General features: G+C 43.1%; 18 protein-coding genes. 9 read left to right on the top strand and 9 right to left on the bottom strand.

Annotated features, from left to right (window positions below; translation table 11 throughout):
• Positions 1-48 precede the first annotated feature (48 nt).
• The gene (locus tag IJE10_08390; protein ID MBQ2968119.1) at positions 49-5,295 is read left to right on the top strand and encodes a hypothetical protein; all 5,247 of its coding nucleotides are present in this window, start codon (positions 49-51) and stop codon (positions 5,293-5,295) included.
• A gap of 89 nt (positions 5,296-5,384) precedes the next feature.
• On the opposite strand, the gene IJE10_08385 is transcribed toward IJE10_08390, so the two are convergent.
• A complete protein-coding gene (locus tag IJE10_08385) occupies positions 5,385-6,167 on the bottom strand; it encodes a helix-turn-helix transcriptional regulator (protein MBQ2968118.1) in 783 nt (260 codons plus the stop codon).
• A 138-nt stretch (positions 6,168-6,305) separates the two neighbouring features.
• Here IJE10_08385 and IJE10_08380 point away from each other — a divergent pair, with 138 nt between their 5' ends.
• From IJE10_08380 to IJE10_08350, 7 genes are read left to right on the top strand one after another with little or no spacing between them, the layout of a single operon-like run.
• Complete coding sequence (locus IJE10_08380) at positions 6,306-6,839, top strand: hypothetical protein (protein MBQ2968117.1); 534 nt, start codon at positions 6,306-6,308, stop codon at positions 6,837-6,839.
• 17 nt (positions 6,840-6,856) lie between these two features.
• Complete coding sequence (locus IJE10_08375; GenBank protein MBQ2968116.1) at positions 6,857-7,120, top strand: type I 3-dehydroquinate dehydratase; 264 nt, start codon at positions 6,857-6,859, stop codon at positions 7,118-7,120.
• Positions 7,121-7,129: 9 nt separating this feature from the next.
• Positions 7,130-8,134: a zinc-binding alcohol dehydrogenase gene (locus IJE10_08370; protein MBQ2968115.1), complete on the top strand. Its 1,005-nt coding sequence runs from the start codon at positions 7,130-7,132 to the stop codon at positions 8,132-8,134.
• Positions 8,134-9,123, top strand: a complete 990-nt coding sequence (locus IJE10_08365; GenBank protein MBQ2968114.1) for a Gfo/Idh/MocA family oxidoreductase — start codon at positions 8,134-8,136, stop codon at positions 9,121-9,123. Before IJE10_08370 ends, IJE10_08365 begins: the two co-directional genes overlap by 1 nt.
• Position 9,124: 1 nt before the next feature.
• Positions 9,125-10,192 (top strand): amidohydrolase family protein, encoded by a 1,068-nt coding sequence (locus IJE10_08360; GenBank protein MBQ2968113.1) that lies wholly within the window; start codon positions 9,125-9,127, stop codon positions 10,190-10,192.
• Positions 10,193-10,210: 18 nt separating this feature from the next.
• Positions 10,211-11,218: an NAD-dependent epimerase/dehydratase family protein gene (locus IJE10_08355; protein ID MBQ2968112.1), complete on the top strand. Its 1,008-nt coding sequence runs from the start codon at positions 10,211-10,213 to the stop codon at positions 11,216-11,218.
• A 13-nt stretch (positions 11,219-11,231) separates the two neighbouring features.
• Complete coding sequence (locus tag IJE10_08350) at positions 11,232-12,212, top strand: NAD(P)H-quinone oxidoreductase (GenBank protein ID MBQ2968111.1); 981 nt, start codon at positions 11,232-11,234, stop codon at positions 12,210-12,212.
• A 43-nt stretch (positions 12,213-12,255) separates the two neighbouring features.
• On the opposite strand, the gene IJE10_08345 is transcribed toward IJE10_08350, so the two are convergent.
• From IJE10_08345 to IJE10_08330, 4 genes are read right to left on the bottom strand one after another with little or no spacing between them, the layout of a single operon-like run.
• Positions 12,256-13,692 carry a proline--tRNA ligase gene (locus tag IJE10_08345; GenBank protein MBQ2968110.1) on the bottom strand — a complete coding sequence of 479 codons (1,437 nt, stop codon included), beginning with the start codon at positions 13,690-13,692 and terminating at the stop codon, positions 12,256-12,258.
• Between the two features lie 4 nt (positions 13,693-13,696).
• Positions 13,697-14,173: a 2-C-methyl-D-erythritol 2,4-cyclodiphosphate synthase gene (locus IJE10_08340; GenBank protein ID MBQ2968109.1), complete on the bottom strand. Its 477-nt coding sequence runs from the start codon at positions 14,171-14,173 to the stop codon at positions 13,697-13,699.
• Positions 14,166-14,912, bottom strand: a complete 747-nt coding sequence (ispD, locus tag IJE10_08335; protein MBQ2968108.1) for a 2-C-methyl-D-erythritol 4-phosphate cytidylyltransferase — start codon at positions 14,910-14,912, stop codon at positions 14,166-14,168. The genes IJE10_08340 and ispD overlap by 8 nt, the downstream gene beginning before the upstream one ends.
• A gap of 34 nt (positions 14,913-14,946) precedes the next feature.
• A complete protein-coding gene (locus tag IJE10_08330) occupies positions 14,947-15,426 on the bottom strand; it encodes a CarD family transcriptional regulator (protein ID MBQ2968107.1) in 480 nt (159 codons plus the stop codon).
• A gap of 175 nt (positions 15,427-15,601) precedes the next feature.
• On the opposite strand from IJE10_08330, the gene IJE10_08325 reads away from it, so the two are divergent.
• Positions 15,602-15,973 carry a hypothetical protein gene (locus IJE10_08325; GenBank protein MBQ2968106.1) on the top strand — a complete coding sequence of 124 codons (372 nt, stop codon included), beginning with the start codon at positions 15,602-15,604 and terminating at the stop codon, positions 15,971-15,973.
• On the opposite strand, the gene radA is transcribed toward IJE10_08325, so the two are convergent.
• From radA to IJE10_08305, 4 genes are all read right to left on the bottom strand, one after another.
• Positions 15,960-17,312 (bottom strand): DNA repair protein RadA, encoded by a 1,353-nt coding sequence (gene radA, locus IJE10_08320; GenBank protein ID MBQ2968105.1) that lies wholly within the window; start codon positions 17,310-17,312, stop codon positions 15,960-15,962. The genes IJE10_08325 and radA overlap by 14 nt on opposite strands.
• A gap of 101 nt (positions 17,313-17,413) precedes the next feature.
• The gene (locus IJE10_08315) at positions 17,414-18,379 is read right to left on the bottom strand and encodes a sugar phosphate isomerase/epimerase (GenBank protein MBQ2968104.1); all 966 of its coding nucleotides are present in this window, start codon (positions 18,377-18,379) and stop codon (positions 17,414-17,416) included.
• A gap of 68 nt (positions 18,380-18,447) precedes the next feature.
• The gene (locus IJE10_08310) at positions 18,448-19,311 is read right to left on the bottom strand and encodes a DUF2156 domain-containing protein (protein MBQ2968103.1); all 864 of its coding nucleotides are present in this window, start codon (positions 19,309-19,311) and stop codon (positions 18,448-18,450) included.
• 14 nt (positions 19,312-19,325) lie between these two features.
• Complete coding sequence (locus tag IJE10_08305; GenBank protein ID MBQ2968102.1) at positions 19,326-20,498, bottom strand: NAD-dependent malic enzyme; 1,173 nt, start codon at positions 20,496-20,498, stop codon at positions 19,326-19,328.
• Positions 20,499-20,594 lie beyond the last annotated feature (96 nt).

Here is a 20,594-nt window from a genome sequence, read left to right as displayed (position 1 = left end):
CGATTTTTAACATGTGTTAAAATAAAAACAAAGAAAGGATGGATGGACATGAAAAAAATCTTAGGTTTATTCCTTGCTGTCAGTATGCTTTTTAATTTCGTATTACCGCTTTCGGTGTATGCGAAAACAGGGGAAACATACTATTTCAGCGCAGACGATTTTTCGGACAATCCCGGAAGCTGGGTTGTGGTTGAACCGCAACTGAATTCTACCTTCAATGTGCTTCGGGGCTTAACTGCAAACGGAGAAACAGCGCCTGCTGTTGCTTCGTTTACTGTTAAGGAAGATGGCGCTTTTACATTGTGGGTTCGCTCCAGTGATACTACTGGTGGAACACGTAATTTCAAAGCAGGCTTTGACGGAAAACTGTTTTCTACCATGCTGGGTAAAAACGGCAAAAACGGCTGGGCATGGGAAAAAGCAGGAACGGTTTCTTTAGAAAAGGGAACACATTCTCTTTATGTTTCGGATGTTACAAAATACTATGCCCGTGCAGAAGCGTTTGCAATTTCTTCCGAAGAAGGCTTTGTGCCACCCGAAGACCCGAACGAAATTAAAAAAGGGTTAAAGGACAAGCGCGCAAAGATTGTTAAAACCCCTGCATCCGCTTTAGATGTGGAGTTAACCGAAATCAAGGTGGAAGAAGTAAAGGCTGAGGTGAAACCGGAAGAAATTACGGTTGCACCTGATGACCCGGAACGTACGCCGAGTGCATACACACTAAAGGCAGATAAAAACTACTTTAATATTTCACCTGAAAATTTAGAGAATATTGATACATTTTTAGTAACGGATACACTTTCGCAGCTTGCAGGTCCTTATTTTCACGGTGGTGGTAAAAAGGATCAGGAAGGTATCATGACACTTACTGTCCCCAAAACAGGCATATATACCGTTTGGGCAAGAACAAAGGATGTACCCTCCAATTCCGGCAGTCGCCATTTTACTGTTTCGGTTGACGGCACAACGCTTCCGAGTCTTGTGGGCGTACATGGCAAAGATGGCTGGGAATGGGAAAAGGCAGGTAAAATCGAGCTTACGGCAGGGGAGCACAATTTGTCTGTTAAGCATACCGGCGCGTATGGCAGATTGGATATGTTACTTGTAACCGATGACAACGATTTCACGCCGCCCTGGGAAAATGCAATTTTAGCAGACTGGCTGAAAAACAACCGTTACGATGCTTCCAAGGTTGTCATTGATACATCTTCCGAACAACAAAGACCGGACAGCGAAATTGCGGTCCGTTTTAATGGGGAATACATGCAGTTTGACGTAGACCCTGTGTTGATTAACGACAGAACCATGGTACCTTTGCGCGCAATTTTTGAAGCACTTGGTGCGACGGTGAGCTGGAATGACGAAACACAAACCGCAACCGGTAACCGTAACAGCCGTGTTGTATCGGTCAGCATTGGCAGTAATATCGCAAGAATCAACGGTGAGCAGGTGGAAATTGACCAGTCAGCCGTGCTTATCAACGACAGAACACTTGTTCCGCTCCGTTTTGTTTCGGAAGCATATGGTGCAACCGTAACCTGGGACGATGCGACCCAGACAGTTTCTATTGTAGCAGATTCTGTTCCGCAGGCAATTTTACTTTTACCGCAGAATTTCTCGGATTTGGGTACATGGGTGTACGAAGCAGATTACATTCGCGGCAACACATTGGGCGAATCCGCAGATGTAAGTACTTTGGATTTAAAACCTGCAACCGCATCCTTCAGTATCCCGAAAGACGGCACCTATAATGTATGGATTAATTCCAAAGACTATGCAACCAATCAGCCCGGTACCCGTTTCTTCCATGCGGAAGTGGATGGCGTGCGTTCGGATGTAAAATTCGGTGCCCATGGCAAAGAAGGTTTTTCCTGGCAAAAGGCAGGTACTTATGAATTTAAAGCGGGTGCACATAAAGTGTCCATGATTGACACCTCTGCATTCTATGCCCGTTGCGGTGGTGTGTTTATTACAGATGACCTGGATTATGTTCCCTCGGATGACAAGAATGAAATGTTAAAAGTCGCTTCCGGTTATGATCCCTTTGCGGAATTCTATCCCGAGAGTTATCCGTCCTGGGCAAAAGAAGCGGGCGAGGTTATAAAATCCGAATCCATTGAAAACGACAGCTACAAGCTTTCCTTTTATCAGGTAAACGGGCCGAAAGGCACCTTTGTGCAGGATGAAATTTACGCAAAGCACAATGGACAGTGGGTTAAAATCAAGGACAGAACAGAGGAAACGGGCTACATGCTTGTATCGGCTCATAAATCCTCTTATGCAGGTAACGATTTCGATTCCAATTTCAATTCACATCTTTTTACCCAGACCATCTTAAAAGACGGTCAGGAAATGGCGGTTAACTTAAACACGTTTTATAAAGCAGGTGTTTCAAGCTATCTGCTTGCTTCCGATTTCCAAAAAACAGAGGACGGCAAAATTGTATTAGCTTATGATAATCCGTATACAACGGCTACCACAACCTATGGGTTTGACGATTTTGTATCCTATCCCAAAGCAGAGCTTTCTGCTACCTTTAAGCAGGATGGTGCGTATTCTTTCCTGATTTATAGTGGCGATGGCGTAACCGAAGAGCAGTTTGATACGGTTACAGCACCCCTGATGTTTGTAAAACATGCTGTGCCTAAAAAGGATATTCTCTTTGCCGAAACCAACATGTTTACGCCTATGACGACCTTCCATTATACAGCTGACAATAATGTGAAAACACCGGGTAAAATGCTGACCTCCGGCTTTGTAATCGAGCCTGAAATGGTAGGACAGGATTTTGTGTATCCATCAACCTCTACCTATGGCATTACTTTCCGCACGGTAGATGAGTTGGTTCGTCCTCAGATTATGGCACCGCTTTTTGGAACAGAAGGTGCAAACCGCAAAGCAGGCGAGACTTATAGGTTCGCATATCGTCTGGTGAACGATTTCAATGACTGGGAAGAAACGTATATGCATATCGCAGAAGATATGTACAACTTCTCGGATTTGCGTACCAACTACTACACTTCGTTAAATGATGCACTTTATAACACAATCGACCTGCTTAAAGACGATTATTACGGTGGCTGGGATGCCAAGGGTATGGGCAATTACAATATGGAGCGCAAAAATCTTGTATCCGTTTCCAATCCCCAGGCATTTGGGCAGGTGTATCTCTGGACGGACGATGAAGAATTCTTGGAAACAAGACTTATTCCTGCTATTGCATTCAGTCTAACACGCGGAAGCTATCACATGACTGTGCAGGGCGAAGGCGATGCTATGTATAAATCCGGCACACTCGGTACAGTTAATGCAGGCTTTGGCGCAAACGTTTATGGCGGTCTGTATGAAATGAGCCAGGGCAGAATTCCGTACTTAATGCAGTATGCGTTAAACGAAAGCGCATCGGACGATTTGGACAGCAACATTGCTCGCTATAAATACAGTGAAAATGATGTGTATAAACAAGCGGTTATCAAACAGGCAGAAGCATATATTCTGGATAACCCCAACACGGGTGAAAAACGTGACAAGCATTTTGTGAATGTGTTTGTGTATGTGGATTATATCATTATGGTAGACACATTTTTAAATGCATACGAGTTTACAGGTGAGCAAAAATACCTTGACCATGCAAAGGAAGCTGCGTACTTACTTGCAACCGGCACATGGACTACCGGCTATCAGAATGATTATGCGACTGCTGAATATGAAATTGAATCCGAGAAAGCCTATGGCAGACCTCTTCCCGCTGACGGTGCTGGATTTTTCTGGCACGGCGACCACCAATGGCGTCCCGGCAATAAGTTAGGAGAATATACAAGCTCCCGTGAAATGGCAAAACCTGAATCTGAAACCGTTCCCGGGTGGCTTCCTGCAAGAGCAGGGTTTGGTACAGAGCATGCCCGTACCCCGGGTATGGGGAGTGTCATTACCATGAACAACTGGACGGGTGCGCTTTTAAGACTTGCGGAATATACCGGTGAAGATTATTTCAAAACGATGGCACACAACGCCATGATTGGCAGATTCGGTACGTATCCGGGTTACTATATCGACCGATATATCACACATCAGATGAAGCCGGAATACCCGTATGAGGGACCTGACTATACCTCTATTTACTGGCATCATATCCCGGTGTTCTTAGGCATGCTTCAGGACTATATTGTAAACTCTGCCTGGGAGCGTTCAAACGGTAAAATTGATTTTGAAAGCACTTTCCAGTCCGGATATGCGTATTTCAGCAACTATTGTTATGGTCACAAGCCCGGCAGGTTCTATGATGAAGACGGCTTCTATCTTTGGGTTGACCGCGGAATCATTGATACAAACGGCAATGTAAATCTTGACTACATCTGTGGCAGAAAAGACGGCAAGCTTGCCATCGCACTGATGAATGAAGCGCAGGAAAACTTAACCGAAACCGTTACCCTTGGTGAAAAAATTGAGGGTGGTGCAGGCTACAGCGGTAAAGCAACATTGTACGATGCTTCGGGCAACAAAACCGAAATTGATGTGGTAAACGGTGCGTTTACGGTTTCTGTTCCGGTGCGTAGCATTCAGACGGTTGTACTTGATATTCCGTCTGTAAAGAAACCTTCCTGGGCAACCGATTACACCTATTCCAACGCGCTTGGTGAAACCGTTTCCGAGCATGATAACGGCAAGGGATACATTCTGCAGTTTAATGACGATGCATACTATGCATATGTATATACTGATGAAAAAGCAGAAAATACAAAATCCGTTACCTTTGAATACACCGTAGACGGCAAAAAAGAAAATGTAGTTGTGGACAGATGGCCTTTTGAAACCATTATTAAGGTTGAAGATGTAACAAAGCCCATTTCTTATACCGTTACCGTAACAACGGCAGACGGTGAAGTTAAAAAAACAGGTGGCGGAACGCTTAAGACTTTAAAACAAACAGGCACGGCACCCGAAATTACTTTAACCAATATCAAACAGCCTTTAAAATTTGACCCCTTCGAAATGACATGTACCTATCAAGGATTAGGTGGCGGTTACTTCCGATTAATTATCTCGACTGACAAATTCCCCTTTGATGTGAAGGAAAGCATTTTGAAAGGTTTAACTGTAAAGGGTAAGCTTAAAGGCGTAAACGGAAATGCTGACATTCCCTTTGAATCTACGGTTGCCGGAAACGAAATGCGAGCAGACGGCAATATCACCTTGCTTGTGCTTCCGACAGAAAATGCACCACTAAAGGATTACGACAACGACAAAGCACAAACACATAAGTTTGAGCTGACATTGTATCCGGAAGAACAGTAATTAAGTCCGAACCACTTTAAATGCAGAAAATATAAAACTCCATAGCATAAAAAAAGAAACAACAACGCAAGCGTTGTTGTTTCTTTTTTTTATCGCACTTTGTGCATGTTTTTTTCGTATTTTAAAGGCGAAACGCCTACATGTTTTTTAAAAGCCCTTGAAAAATCATAAATGTTTAAATAACCCAATGCCTCAGCGATATTGGTTATACTGCCGTAATCGCTTCCAAGCATTTCTTTGGCTTTCTTTATCCGAAGCTTATGTACATATGTAATAGGAGATATGCCATAAACTTCAGTAAATAATTTTCTGAAGTATACGGTAGAAAGGCCGGTGAGGGAGGAAAGTTTGTCATTTGTAATGGGTAAATTATAGTTTTTAGCCATATAGTCCAGGGCAGGGGTCAGCTTATCCGCTTTTTTTGTGGGTAAGTATTTCCTTTGCAGAGCTTGTGTGAGTAAAAGGATAATAGAGTAGGTATCCCGGATGCTTTCTGCCTCAAACAAGGGCTTTTTTAAGGTTCTTTTGTATTCAAGCTCCTTAAATAGCTTTAGAATTTTGTCACTGTTTTGAACAGGGAAACAAAAAATAGTATCACACGTTGCTTCACTCTCGAACTCAATAACCGAAAAATGTCCCGAGCGTTTGCAGCTCCATTCATACGAACAACCTTTTGGCAGAATTATAAGATTATTTGCGTTTGATATATAAGTGCTGCCTCTTGATGTGTATACGGTTTCACCCTCATATTTTATAATGACCGCCCATTTCTCGCGGTTCACTCTTTTGGCTTTTCGATTTTCTTCGCTATAGAGTGTTGTAGTGGAGTATACCTTTTGGATGACCAAATTTGATAAAATATCTAATTGCAAATAATCACTTCCTTTAAGTTTAATTATATCTAAAAATTTAAATTTGTCAATAATAGAGTATCAAAAATGATAAAAACATCATATTTGATATTGTTTTCGGTTTTCTGTTTTGATAAAATGGCGGTAAGGAGGGATTTTATGAAAAAATTATCTGAAATCGCGGCACCTGCACTTGCAGGCGTTGTGCGTGAGAAAAGTGCAAAGGCAGCAATTGCTGAAATCAAAAACTGCTTGTTTGATGGTGCAGACATGGTGGACTTGCATCTGTCGTGCCTGGAAAATACAGACCTTGATACTTTAAAAGCGATTGTAAACGGTTCAAAGCTTCCGATTTTAGCTTTAAACTACAACAAAGGCTATAATTGGGAAGAATCGGGTTATTCGGAAGAAGAAAGAGAAGATTTATTTTTGCGTGCAGTGGATGCAGGTGTTGCAGGCATTGATATGCAAGGGTACACCTTTGATGCAAAATCCAAAACCGGATTTTATGGAGAAAATAAATATTCCTTTACAAAGGATAGTCCAAGAGAAGTGGTAACCGACGAAGCAATTATAGAAAAGCAATGCGAGTTGATTGAAAAGGTGCATCAAAAGGGCGCGGAAGTTCTTTTATCCTGTCATCCCTTTGTTCGTATGAATTGTGACCAGGTGGTAGATTTGGCGCTGTTTTAGAACAGCGAAAGCCGGATATCCTTAAGATAGTAACTCTTTCCGAATCGGAAGAAGACCTTTGGGAATGCGTAAAAACGATGACGGTGCTTAAAAAAGAAGTCAAAACACCTATAAGCTATCATGTGTGCGGTAAAACGGGTGTTTTGTCCAGAATCTTGAATCCCATTTTGGGTGGACAGATTGCTTTTTGTGTTGACCGCTATTCGGAGAGCAGTACCATGGAGCAACTCGATTTAAAGACTGCCAAGACGATTATAGATAACATGAAAAAATTTATGTGAGGGATTTTTATGCAAAACAAACAGATTTTATTTACAGATGTGCATAAGGCCGAATTTTTACAGACCGACCTTAAGGACACATTAGACCCAAAAGATGTGTTGGTTCGTATGGAATACACTGTAGTCAGTGGCGGTACAGAACGGGCAAATATTTTAGCAATGCCAAATACCGGCGCAGGATTTCCGAAAAGCCTTGGATATTGTGGAGTCGGCTATGTAGAGGCAATCGGAGAAGATGTAAAGTCTGTCGCCGTAGGCGACAGAGTACTGGTATACCATGGTAATCACGGGAAATACAATATCCGTCCCGAGGCAGACATTACAAAAGTCGAGGATGATTCTGTTTCCTCTTTAGAGGCGGCTTTTGTCATTATTGCATCCATGGGGCTTGGCGGTGTGCGTAAGCTTGAAATGGAAATCGGTGAGTCGGCAATGGTCATGGGACTTGGGTTGCTTGGCATTTTTGCCACGCAGTTTTTAAGGATTTCGGGTGTAAATCCTTTGATTGTAGCGGATTTAAATCCTGCACGTCGGGATCTTGCCTTAAAGCTTGATGCTGACTATGCTTTAGATCCTTCGGATGAAAGCTTTGTGCAAAAGGTAAAAGAACTGACCAAAGGCAAGGGTATAAACGGTTGTGTAGAGGTTACGGGTGTTTCCAAAGCGATGCATCAGGCATTAGAATGCGCATCCTGGATGGGCAGAATTTCACTTTTGGGATGTACCAGAGTTTCGGATAACGATGTGGATTACTATCAGCAGGTGCATCGCCCGGGTGTAAAGCTTATCGGTGCACACAATTTTGTGCGTCCGAAGGTTGAATCCTATCCGCACCATTGGACGCATCAGGATGATTGTAAAGCAATTTTAGACTTAATTTCCGCAAAACGGATTCAGGTTGAGCCGATTATCTCCAGAGTTGTACACCCCAAAAATGCTCCCGAGATTTTCAACGAGCTTTGTGATAATCCGGAATTTCCTTTAGGTACGGTGTTTGATTGGAGAGATGTGTAATGCAGAAAATCAAAATCGGTCAGATTGGTATCGGGCATAACCACGGGGAAGGTAAAATGCTTGCGGTGCGTAAATTCCCTGAGCTGTTTGAAGTGGTTGGATATGCGGAGGAAAACGAAGAATGGATTGAAAAACGCGGAAATCTTGATTGCTATAAGGACTTGCCACGTCTTTCGGTGGACGAGCTAATTAAAAAGTGTGGTGCGATTTTGGTGGAGTGTGACGTGTGGAATTTAACCAAGGTTGCACAAAAATGCGTGAATGCAGGCAAGCATGTGCATATTGACAAGCCTGCAAGCGGTACACTTGCTGAATTCGAAAATCTTTTAAATGCAGCGAAAGACAAAAAACTTACGGTGCAGATGGGATATATGTATCGCTATAATTTCGCAGTACAGAAGCTGATGCAAATGATAAAAAACGGAGATTTAGGCGAAATTTATCAGATTGATGCGGAAATGAGTACCTACCATTCCAAAGCATACAGAGAGTGGCTTCAACAGTTTAAGGGCGGGTCTATGTATATTTTCGGGTCGCACCTGATTGATTTGGTGGTCAGCATTTTAGGCGAGCCGGAAAAGGTGTACCCTTTTATCAAGCAAACAGGATTTGAAGATGTGCATACAGATGACAATTGCTTTGCGGTTTTAGAATACGAAAAGGCAATTGCAAGAATTACCAATCTTTCGGTGGAAGTAAATGGTTGGGGGATGCGTCGTTTTGCGGTTATGGGAAGTAAGGGAACAGTTGAAATCAAACCGATTGAACTTGATGTAAAAATGACAAAATCCACAACGGATATTGCGCAAAACGCCTACAGAAATATGCAGGAAACAGTGAATGTGCAGGATGTGCCGACCCTTTCGAGATATGACGAAATGATGAAAGATTTTTACCTGTCGGTAATGGGTGAAAAAGAAAATCCGTATTCGTATGCGCATGAATTTGTAGTACAGAAAACACTTTTAAGAGTGGTAGGTGAACGTTGATATGACTGAAATTTTAATAAAAAACGGAAAGGTTTGGGATGGCAAACACTTTTGGTTTGCGGATGTTTTAACTAAGAATGGCAAGGTGAATCGAATTGCAGAATCCATAGACGAAAAAGCTGAATTTATGTATGATGCAAGGGGAAAAATCGTCTCTGCCGGGCTTGTGGATGCACATGTGCACATGCGTGGAATTTCCTGTGATAAGTTTGGTGTACATCCGGAGCTTAGCACAATTCCTTTTGGTGTAACTGCGGCGGCAGATGCAGGTGGCGGAAAAGGGGATAAGGAAATGCTTGAATCCTTTTTGTTGAAAAATACTGTCTTTGTCGGTGTCAGCTTTCGGGAAAATAAAGCGTGTTTTGACCATACGGAGCAATTACTCGAAAAGTATGGCGACAAGGCGATAGGTGTTAAGGTGTATTTCGACACACTAATTTCTGATATAAAAGATATAAAACCTTTGTGTGAGGCGGTAGAGTATGCACAAAGCAAGAAGCTTAAGGTTATGGTTCATTCATCAAATTCTCCCGTTCCCATGTCAGATCTTTTAGAATGCTTAAGAAAAGGGGATATCCTGACCCACTCGTATCATGGCGGCAAAAACAATGTCCTTGAAGACGGTTTTTTGTGCATTGAAAATGCTAAAAAAAGAGGCGTTTTCATTGACGCCGGTTTGGCAGGACATGTACATACTGATTTTAAAATCTTTAAAGAAGCCATTTCAAACGGTGCGTTGCCTGATATCATCAGTACCGATATTACAAGACTCAGCGCCTACGTAAGAGGCGGCAGATACGGCATGACTTTATGTATGAGTATTGCAAAGCATCTTGGAATGTGTGAAGAAGACATATTGCGTGCGGTTACTTCCACGCCTGCAAAAGCGCTGGGTAAAGAACAGGAATGGGGTTATTTAGAGGTCGGAAGAAACGCAGATATTGTCGTTCTTGACCATACAAACGACGGTTTTGATCTGACGGATAAAGCGGGTTGCCGTATTACATGTGATAAAGGATACAGTTGTGTTCTGACAATTGTTAACGGAGAAGTGGTATATAAGCGGTAAGAAAAAGGAGAGGTTTTTGTGAAAAGAAAAGTATTGGTTTTAGGATCTACGGGTGCGATGGGACAGTATATCGTGCCGTATTTGGCAGACATGGGGTATCAGGTAACAGCTGTGTCACTGGACGATGAAGTACCTTATAACGAGCAGGTGACCTGCATTAAAGGCAACGCCAAGGATATGGAATTTTTGAAGGGTTTACTCTCTCAGAATTTTGACGGTGTTGTTGACTTTATGATTTATCACAAGCGGGATTTCATTCACTACTACAAGCTGTTTTTGGAAAATACAAAGCACTATATTTTCTTGTCTTCCTGCCGTGTATATGCAAACGAAGAAATTCCCGTAAAAGAAACATCTCCAAGACTTTTGGATGTTTCAACCGACGAAAAGCTTCTGGCATCTAATGATTATTGCATACACAAAGCCAAAGCAGAAAATCTCTTGTTTTTATCCGGCTATGATAACTGGACAATTGTTCGCCCTGCCACAACCTTTTCAAAAATGCGGTATCAGCTGGTAACATTAGAGGCACATGACACGGTCGGCCGTGCGGTAAAGGGTAAAAAAGTGGTTTTGCCTTTGCAGGCAAAGGACAAACCTGCAACACTGTGTTGGGCAGGAGATGTGTCCATGATGATTGCAAAGCTTTTGTTTAATGAAAAGGCAAAAAAAGAAGTGTATAATGTATGTTCGTCCGAACACAGAACCTGGGAGGAGATTGCCGGCTATTATAAAGAAATTGCAGGCCTTGAAGCGGTTTGGGTGGATAAAGAAGATTATTTGAAAATTTTAAATCCCGATATGGGATTAAATACCCGCTGGCAGTTGGAATACGCAAGAATGTTTGACAGAATCACCGATAATTCCAAGGTTTTAGAGGTAACAGGCATGAAGCAGGAGGAATTGACACCTCTTTATGATGCACTTAAAATGATGATTGAAGCAGTGCCTGAGGGCTACGAATTTCCCGATACCGATTTGAGTAAGCGCATGGACGAATATATAAAAGATAATAATCTGAACTGAGTGAGGTGGTTTTATGAAAGCAATGCTTGTGGATGAAAATAAAAATCTTGTTTGGAGTGAGGTGAAAAAGCCTGTTATTAAAGCAGACGAGGTGTTGGTTAAAATCTGCGCGGCAGCACTAAACCGTGCCGATCTTCTGCAGCGGCAGGGAAAATATCCGTCACCTCCGGGATGTCCTGAGTGGATGGGTCTGGAAATTGCAGGCGTTATTGCGGAAAAGGGCAGCTCTGTGGAAAAATGGGAAGTTGGCGATAAGGTTTGCGCCCTTTTGGGCGGTGGCGGATATGCAGAATATGTGGCTGTTAAATACGATATGCTGATGCCTGTCCCACAAGGTCTTACGTTAGAAGAAGCCTCCGCACTTCCCGAAGCATATGCCACATCCTACCTGAATTTGTTTTTGGAAGGACATTTAGAAAAAGGGCAGACTGCATTTATCCCTGCAGGTGCATCCGGATTGGCATCGGTGGCAATTCCCATGGCAAAAGCCTTTGGTGCAAGAGTCATTACATCGGTTTTGTCGGATGAAATTGCGGTCAAAATCAAAGACTTGGGTGCAGATGTTATTATCAATTCCACTACGCAAAGGGTGGAAGATGTTCTGAAAGCTGAAGAAGAAAACGGAACAGCAGTAAATGTTTCCATGGACTGCTTAAGCGGTGAAACGTTAGGAAAAAGCCTGCCCTTTATGGCAAGAGGCGGTTACTGGGTTGTGATTTCAACGCTTGCAGGGGTTGAAACAACCGTTCAGCTTCGTCCGCTCCTTACAAAGGGGTTGCACCTGGTAGGCAGTATGCTTCGGAACAGAACGCCCGAATTCAAGGCATTCATTTTATCCGAACTGGTGGAAAATGTGTGGCCGAAAATTGAAAGCGGTGAAATAACACCTTCCATCTACAAAATTTTGCCTATAGAGCAGGCAGAAGAGGCACACGCGATATTAGAGAGAAACGAAAACATCGGCAAGGTTGTTTTAAAAGTATGTGAAAATTAAAAAAATCCCGTCTCTGTTTAAGAGACGGGATTGTCTTTTGGGATTAATAAGCTTTGCCCCAGTAAACCGTTTTGCTGGCTTTCTTGCCACAGCAAACGCAAACATCCGAAAGTTTTTCCTGTTCGAAGGGGATACAACGGGAGGTTGCACCGGTTTTTTCTTTAATTTCCAGTTCGCAGGCTTCGTCACCGCACCACATTGCTTTGATAAAGCCGGGTACAGCTTCTAACTGGCTTGCGAAGGTTTCCATATCTGTTGCATTGAAGGTACGCGCATCTCTGTGTGCCTTTGCCTTTTCAAACATGTTTTTCTGGATTTCATCCAACAGTGCAGGCACAACTGTTTCCAGTTCATCTAAGGAAACGGTCATCTTTTCACCGTTGTCACGACGCGCTAAGATACACTGGTTGTTTTCGATGTCCTTGGGACCGATTTCAATTCTGAGCGGAATACCACGCATTTCCTGTTCGGAGAATTTGAATCCGGGACTCTTGTCGCTGTCATCCATTTTCACGCGTACAGAGCCTTTTAGACGCTCTAAAAGCTCGCCTGCTTTTTCTAATACGCCTTCCTTGTGCTGTGCAATCGGAATAATCATCAGCTGTGTAGGTGCGATTTTAGGCGGCAGGCAAAGACCGCTGTCGTCACCGTGTACCATAATGATGGCGCCAATCAGTCGGGTGGTCATACCCCAGGAGGTCTGGTGTACGTTCTTTAACTGGTTGTCTTTATCGGTATACTGAATGCCAAATGCTTTCGCAAAGCCGTCACCGAAGTTATGAGAAGTACCTGACTGCAGAGCATAACCGCTGTGCATCAAAGCTTCGATGGTGTAGGTTGCTTTTGCACCGGCAAATTTTTCTTTATCGGTTTTCTGACCCTTTACAACCGGGATTGCAAGGTATTCTTCCAGGAAAGAAGCGTAGATGTTTAACATTCTGATGGTTTCTTCCTGTGCTTCCTCAGCAGTCGCATGGGCTGTATGACCTTCCTGCCACAAGAATTCGCAGGAACGCAAGAACGGGCGGGTGGTTTTTTCCCAACGAACTACAGAACACCACTGATTGTACAGCTTGGGCAGATCTCTGTAGGAGTGAATGATATCTTTATAATGGTCGCAGAACAAGGTTTCGGATGTAGGACGAACACAAAGACGTTCGGTAAGCTTCTCCGAGCCGCCATGGGTTACCCAGGCAACCTCGGGTGCAAAGCCTTCAACATGATCCTTTTCCTTTTGCAATAAGCTTTCAGGGATGAACATAGGCATGTAAACATTTTCGTGTCCGGTTTCCTTAAACATTCTGTCTAAGTTCGCCTGGATATTTTCCCAGATTGCATAACCGTAGGGACGGATAACCATGCATCCGCGTACCTGCGCATAGTCTACCAGATCCGCTTTTTTAACGATATCGGTATACCATTTCGCGAAATCCACATCCATAGATGTGATTTCTTCTACAAACTTTTTCTGTTGAGCCATAATCTTAATCCTCCAATTTTGTAAGTATGCAAACGGCCTGGGCTTCTATGCCTTCTTTACGGCCGCAAAAACCTAAGTTTTCGGTGGTAGTTGCTTTCACGCTGATTGCAGAAAGTTCTACCTCCAGTGCATCTGCGATGTTTTGACGCATCTGCTCTATATGGGGCGCAAGCTTTGGTGCCTGAGCAACAATGGTTGCGTCCACATTTGAAACCTTATAAGGTTTTATGATTCTGTTCACTTCTTTTAAAAGCATTAAACTGTCCGCACCCTTGTATTTCGGGTCGGTATCCGGAAAATGCTTTCCGATATCGCCCAAAGCACATGCACCGAGCAGCGCATCAGAGATGGCATGCAGTAGAACGTCTGCATCCGAATGACCTAAAAGTCCTTTTTCATACGGGATTTTTACACCGCCTAAAATCAAATCGCGGTTTTCTGCAAATGCATGTACGTCATAGCCGGTTCCGATTCTAATCATCTTCATCCTCTTTTCTGTAGCAGGTAAGATATGCAGAAATCATGGCATAATCCTCCGGCGTAGTGAGTTTTATATTGAATTTGGCACCGGGCACGACGGTAACCGTATGTCCCATAAGTTCAAGTAATGCACAGTCATCTGTTACCAGCTGATGATTTTGGTGTGCGGTTTCGTGTGCCTGAACCAGTAAATCCTTGCGAAAGGTCTGGGGTGTCTGAATCAGCACAAGGCTGTTTCGGTCAATGGTTTCAAAAACAGTTGTGCCCTGAACACGTTTTACGGTATCAACAGGCAGGATGCCCACCGCTGCAGCACCGTTTTTGCTTGCAGCATCAATAGAAGCTTTCAGCATTTCTTTTGTAACTAAAGGACGTGCCGCATCATGTACCAGAACAATGTCGGTTGTGTCGGGAACAGCGGCAAGACCGTTGCGGACACTTTCCTGACGGGTTTCTCCGCCTTTTACGATTCGGGTTACTTTTGTATAGCCGAACTCGCTTACAATTTCTTCACAAAGCGGTTTATCATTATCACTACACACCAAAATGACGTTGTCGATGCAATCAGCAAATTCGAAAACGTCTAGTGTGTAGGCTAAAATCGGTTTTTCGTCCACATCCAGAAAAATTTTGTTAAAGTCAAGTCCCATCCGACTGCCTTTGCCGCCTGCGGCAATAATAGCAGTGGTCTTGTTTCCGGGTGCAGTACGGTTAAAATTGCCTTGAATTATTTTCCCCATTTTGCCTCCACGATTATTAAGTGTAACCGACAAATTAAAGCGCAATTAAAGCATCGACTTCTTTTTCAACCTTGTCGATTTCGTCATTGGTCGCCATGACAAGCTCGCTGACTAAAATATGTCGCGCATTAGTCAGCAATTTCTTCTCACAGGTAGAAAGCGGTTTTTCCAGCTCTCTGTGTGTAAGGCTTTTTACAACTTTTGCAACCTCTACAATATCACCTGTTTTGATTTTGGAAAGATTTTCCCGATAGCGTTTGTTCCAGTTCGGGCAAGGCTCCTCAATTTCGCCCTTGACAGCATCAAAAATGCCGGGCAAATCAGCAGGAGAGATAACCGGTCTGACACCAATACTTTCGGCAGTATTGACGGGAACCATCAGTTTGATTTCGGTGGACGGAACTTTCAGTACATAGTATTTCTGCTTTTCACCTAAGATTTCCTTTTCTTCAATTGCCTGAACAACGCCTGCACCATGCATCGGGTAAACAATTTTTTCGCCTATTTGGTACATTTACAAAAGCCTCCTTGATATTCTAAATGTTTAATTCAAACACATGAATACCTAAAATATATTATAACACTAATTTTTGAAAAAGTCAAAGGCTTATTTGAAAATTTGACAAAATTTTCTAAAGAAATATGGTATGCTGAATTTGTGTACAAAACATTAAGTCGGAGGGAATTGTATGGGACAGAATTTAGAGCACTTACAAAGGTCAATTCAGAAATATTACCGTAGAAATAAAGGGATACTGGATACAATGAGTAAATTACAGATTTCGGTTGCCAAAACAGAGCGGAACATAATACGGGCAGCAACCCAGTGTGGATGTGTTGAAATCTTTACAAAAAAACAGTCTCCCGACTTTAACGGGGAGGCTGAGAGTATGCTAAAAGGAAGTCTTTGTGCCGATTGCCGGGAAAAGACAGAACAAAATATGGGAGATGCACTTTTTTATCTGGTTTGTCTGGCGGTGCTTACGGGAACAAGCATGGAAAATTTATTGGAAAATCAGATTCGTCAGCTTGACTGGCTTGGTAAATTTAATTTGAAATAGTCTTTACCGCTTCAAAAATGCTTTTGACGCCGATTACGCCTTCGGTGTCGGAGCATTTTTTTAAGTTTGCGGCAGGAATAACAATTTTCTTCATTCCAAGCTTTTTCGCTTCCTTGATGCGTGTGTCAATCAAAGAAACGGGTCGGATTTCACCCGAAAGACCAATCTCACCTAAAAACGCACAGTCGGGAGGCAAGACAATATCTTTGTGGTTGGAATAAATTGCCATAGCAATGCCTAAATCTGCCGCGGGCTCGGTAATACGCATGCCACCGGCAATATTTACATATGCATCATAATTAGAAAGGTTTAACTTCAGACGTTTTTCAAGTACTGCCATCAAAAGGATCATGCGGTTATAGTCTACACCCGAAGCGGTTCTTCGGGGAACAGGGAAGAAGGTAGGGGTAACCAATGCCTGGATTTCAGTTAAAAAAGGTCTGGAGCCTTCAATGGTACAGGTGATGCAGTTGCCTGAGGCTAATGTGTCTTTGTGTTCAAAAAGTGCCATAGACGGATTTGTAACCTCTTCCAGTCCGTGCTCTTCCATTTGGAATACACCCACTTCATTGGTGGAGCCGAAGCGGTTTTTCACGGCACGAAGCAGTCGGAAAATGTGGTTGTTGTCGCCTTCGAAATATAAAACACAGTCCACCATATGCTCTAAAACTCTCGGACCTGCAATTGCACCTTCTTTGGTAACATGGCCGACAATGAAAACGGTGATGCCTGAGTTTTTTGCAAGACGCATCAGCACGGAAGAAACTTCTTTTATCTGGCTGACTGTTCCGGGGGCGGAATTCATCTGCGGATTGGCAATGGTTTGTACCGAGTCGATAATAGCAACCTTTGGACTTGTCTTTTCAATTTCTGCAACAATTTCGCTTAAATTGGTGTTGCACAAAAGAAGAAGCTCATCTTTGTCCACACCCAGACGTTTTGCGCGCATTTTAATCTGTGCGGCGGATTCTTCACCCGAAACATACAAAACTTCGCCCGGGAGATAGTTGCAGATTTGAAGTAACAGTGTGGATTTGCCAATACCCGGCTCACCGCCGACAAGCACAAGGCTACCCTCAACGATACCTCCACCCAAAACCCTGTCTAATTCCTGCATTCCGCTGGTAAAGCGGATTTCGTTTTCGGTTTTCACATCGTTTAAGGCAACCGGTTTGATGCCGGAAGCGGGTACGGCTTGCTTAGCAGTTGCTTTTTCAATGGGGTTTTCGTCTATTTCTTCGTAGAAAGAGTCCCATTCACCGCAGTCAGGACATTTTCCCATCCAGCGTGGACTTTGACAGCCACAGCATTTGCATGTATATATGATTTTTGCTTTCATCCAAAATTCGCCTCACTTTTTCTACTTACCATTTTACACGAAAAAATATAATTTGTAAAGAAAAAGATGCGGTGTTGACCGCATCTTTTAAGATTTTTAGATTATGCCCACCACATTTCGCCTGCTTCTTCAAAGATTAAAACATCTTTTAAGAAAGCAATAGCTTTTTCAAGACCTTCGGTGGGAGACATCAGAGCATCCTCGTGCTCAATGCTGATTGCACCGTCATAGCCACAAACCTTAAGGGTAGAAATCATATCCTTCCAGTATTTGTAATCGTGACCGTAGCCGATGGTACGGAATACCCAGCTTCTGTCTAAGATTTCACCGTAATGTCTGGTATCCAGAACACCGTTTTTGTCGGTGTTTGCATCGTCGATACGGGTATCTTTTGCGTGGAAGTGGTAGATAGCACCCTTTAATTCTTTAATGGCTTCTACCGGATTCATGCCCTGCCATACCAGGTGGCTGGGGTCAAAGTTTGCACCGATGGTTTCGCCAACCGCTGCACGAAGCTTGAGCAGGGTGTAGGGGTTGTATACGCAAAAGCCCGGATGCATTTCAAATGCAATTTTCTTTACGCCGTGTGCGTTTGCAAATGCAGCAGCATCTTTCCAGTAAGGGATAAGTACTTCGTTCCACTGATAATCCAGAACGCTTAAGAAATCGTCCGGCCAGGGGCAGGTAACCCAGTTGGGCGTTTTGTCTTCTTTCAAACCGCCGGGGCAGCCGGAGAAGGTTACGATGGTGTCAATGTCCATCTTTTCTGCCAGGAGAACGGTCTTTTCAAAAGCTTCATGGAAACCTTTTGCAATTTCCTTATCGGGATGCACGGCATTGCCGTGGCAGGAGAGTGCGCAAATGGTCATGTTATGTGCTTTGAGCAAATCCTTTACTTCCTGCAGTTTCTTGTCGTCGTTTAAGTATACGTCGGGATCTAAGTGGCACTTGTTGGTGTAACCGCCTGTGCCGATTTCTAATGTCTGTACGCCTTGTGCAGAAAGATATTTTACCGCTTCTTCCAAGGACATATTCTGTACTGCAACTGTTAATACACCTAATTTCATGTTTTTTCAACCTCCATTTTTTTGTTGATTTCATTGTACCATAATTTGGAATGAGAATCAACCCTTTTTTAGAATTTCACCGTAAATTTCGGTTCGAGCATATAAGGCTTGAATGAGCGCTTGAACTGTCTCAAGCCCGGGAGTCCCAAATCCGGACCGAAATTAAAATAGGTATAATCCGAAAATACCTCGGAAAGCGTAGTAAGGTATACCGCGTAGCCTAATCCTTTTTCTGCCGAACAGGTTTTCTGGTGGTATCCGAATACCGTATCGCCAACCACCTCGCAAATTAAAAACGCTACCGGCTCATCATCGGTATAAAGAATGCCTCCCTTGCAGGGGTATTTGTCCCAGTTGTCCAGCAAATCAAAAATGATTTTTTGCTCACAGGTGTATTTGCAATCCAGACAGTCTTTTCGTGAGCACCAGTTTAAGGTCACGATTTTGCAATCCTTAAGATTTTCTTGGGTGATTGGCTCAAAATGCACTGTATTACCATTCATAAACTGATTGTACTGGGAGCGTTTTTTCTGATTGTCCTTGCCCTCAAGCCGTAAAAAGTCATCGATACGGTACACGTAATCATACAAATCTGTTTCATCTACAACTGTTACACTTGGATACAGTTCGGCTAAAATTTTCGCCTTCTCTTCGGAAAAATAATGAAACTGAATGTGCGGATAGGTTTTGAGCAATTCGTCTGTGATTTGTTTATAAGTTTGTTTTTCCGGTTTGCCTAACAGGTTGCAATGGGTTTCGCCCTCTTCGGTGTATAAAAATACGCATATGTTATTGAAAATTGCAAATCTGCCCTCGGAATAGGGACCATAGAGCGGTGCGGTGGAAAATCCGCATTCATTTTGTTTTTCCTGCTGTATAAGTGGTAAAACCGGCTGAAAGTTGTCTGCTGAAATAGGTGTGAATTCTAACAAAGTAAAACCTCTTTTCAAATTCTTGCGACACCGCTTTTTTTTGCGGCATCTGCAACCGCCTTGGCAACGGTTTGTCCAACGCGTTCGTCAAAAGCTTTCGGGATAATATAGTCTTCGGAGAGTTCTTCATCCGAAACGAGGGATGCAATGGCATAAGAAGTTGCCATTTTCATTTCGTCATTGATGTCGGATGCGCGAACATCCAAAGCACCGCGGAAAATACCGGGAAATGCCAGAACGTTATTAATCTGATTCGGGTAATCCGAGCGTCCTGTTCCTACCACGCGCGCGCCTGCAGAAAGGGCATCATCTCTGGTGATTTCCGGATTTGGGTTTGCCATAGGAAATACAACAGCATCTTTTGCCATAGAAGAAACCATTTCTTTGGATACCACATTGGGTGCGGATACACCGATAAATACGTCAGCATCTTTCATGGCATCTGCTAAAGTGCCACGGATTTTTTCAGGATTTGTGCATTTGCTTATTTCGGTATGCACGGCGTTTAAACCTTCCTGCCCTTCATAAATAATGCCGAAACGGTCGCAAAGAATCAGTTTTTTTACACCGAGCTTCATCAAATGCTTGGCAATGGCGATACCTGCCGAGCCTGCGCCGTTGATCACACATTTAATACTTGTTATGTCTTTTTTAACGAGTTTTAATGTGTTCAAAAGTGCAGCACCGACCACGATAGCAGTACCGTGTTGGTCATCATGGAAAACGGGAATATCACAGATTTCTTTTAATCTGCGTTCGATTTCAAAGCAACGGGGAGCGGCAATATCTTCTAAATTGATACCGCCAAAGCTTCCGGAAAGCAGATAAATGGTACGGACCAGCTCGTCCACGTCCTGGGTACGGATACAAAGGGGAAACGCATCCACATCTGCAAATTCCTTAAACAGTACACATTTTCCTTCCATAACCGGCATGCCTGCCTCGGGTCCAATGTCACCCAAGCCAAGAACAGCAGAGCCGTCGGTGATGACTGCAACCATATTCCAACGGCGTGTCAGTTCAAAAGATTTATTATAATCTTTCTGTATTTCAAGACAAGGCTCTGCAACACCGGGAGTGTACGCCAGCGAAAGAGCTTCTTTGTCTTGTACTTTTGCCCGGGCACAAACCTCAATTTTGCCCTTCCATTCGTAATGCTTTTTTAAAGATTCTTCGCGTATGTTCATTTTGTCACCTGCTTAAATAATTTATTCTTTCTGATTATTATATAACTTTTTTTAAAATTCGTCAACCGCTACACTTGCTTTTTTTGGAAAAAAGAG

It is taken from the genome of Clostridia bacterium (assembly GCA_017410375.1).
In the GTDB taxonomy this organism is placed as follows: domain Bacteria; phylum Bacillota; class Clostridia; order RGIG6154; family RGIG6154; genus RGIG6154.
Note: the sequence above shows the minus strand (reverse complement) of the source record. Positions and strands in the feature narration are given on the sequence as shown.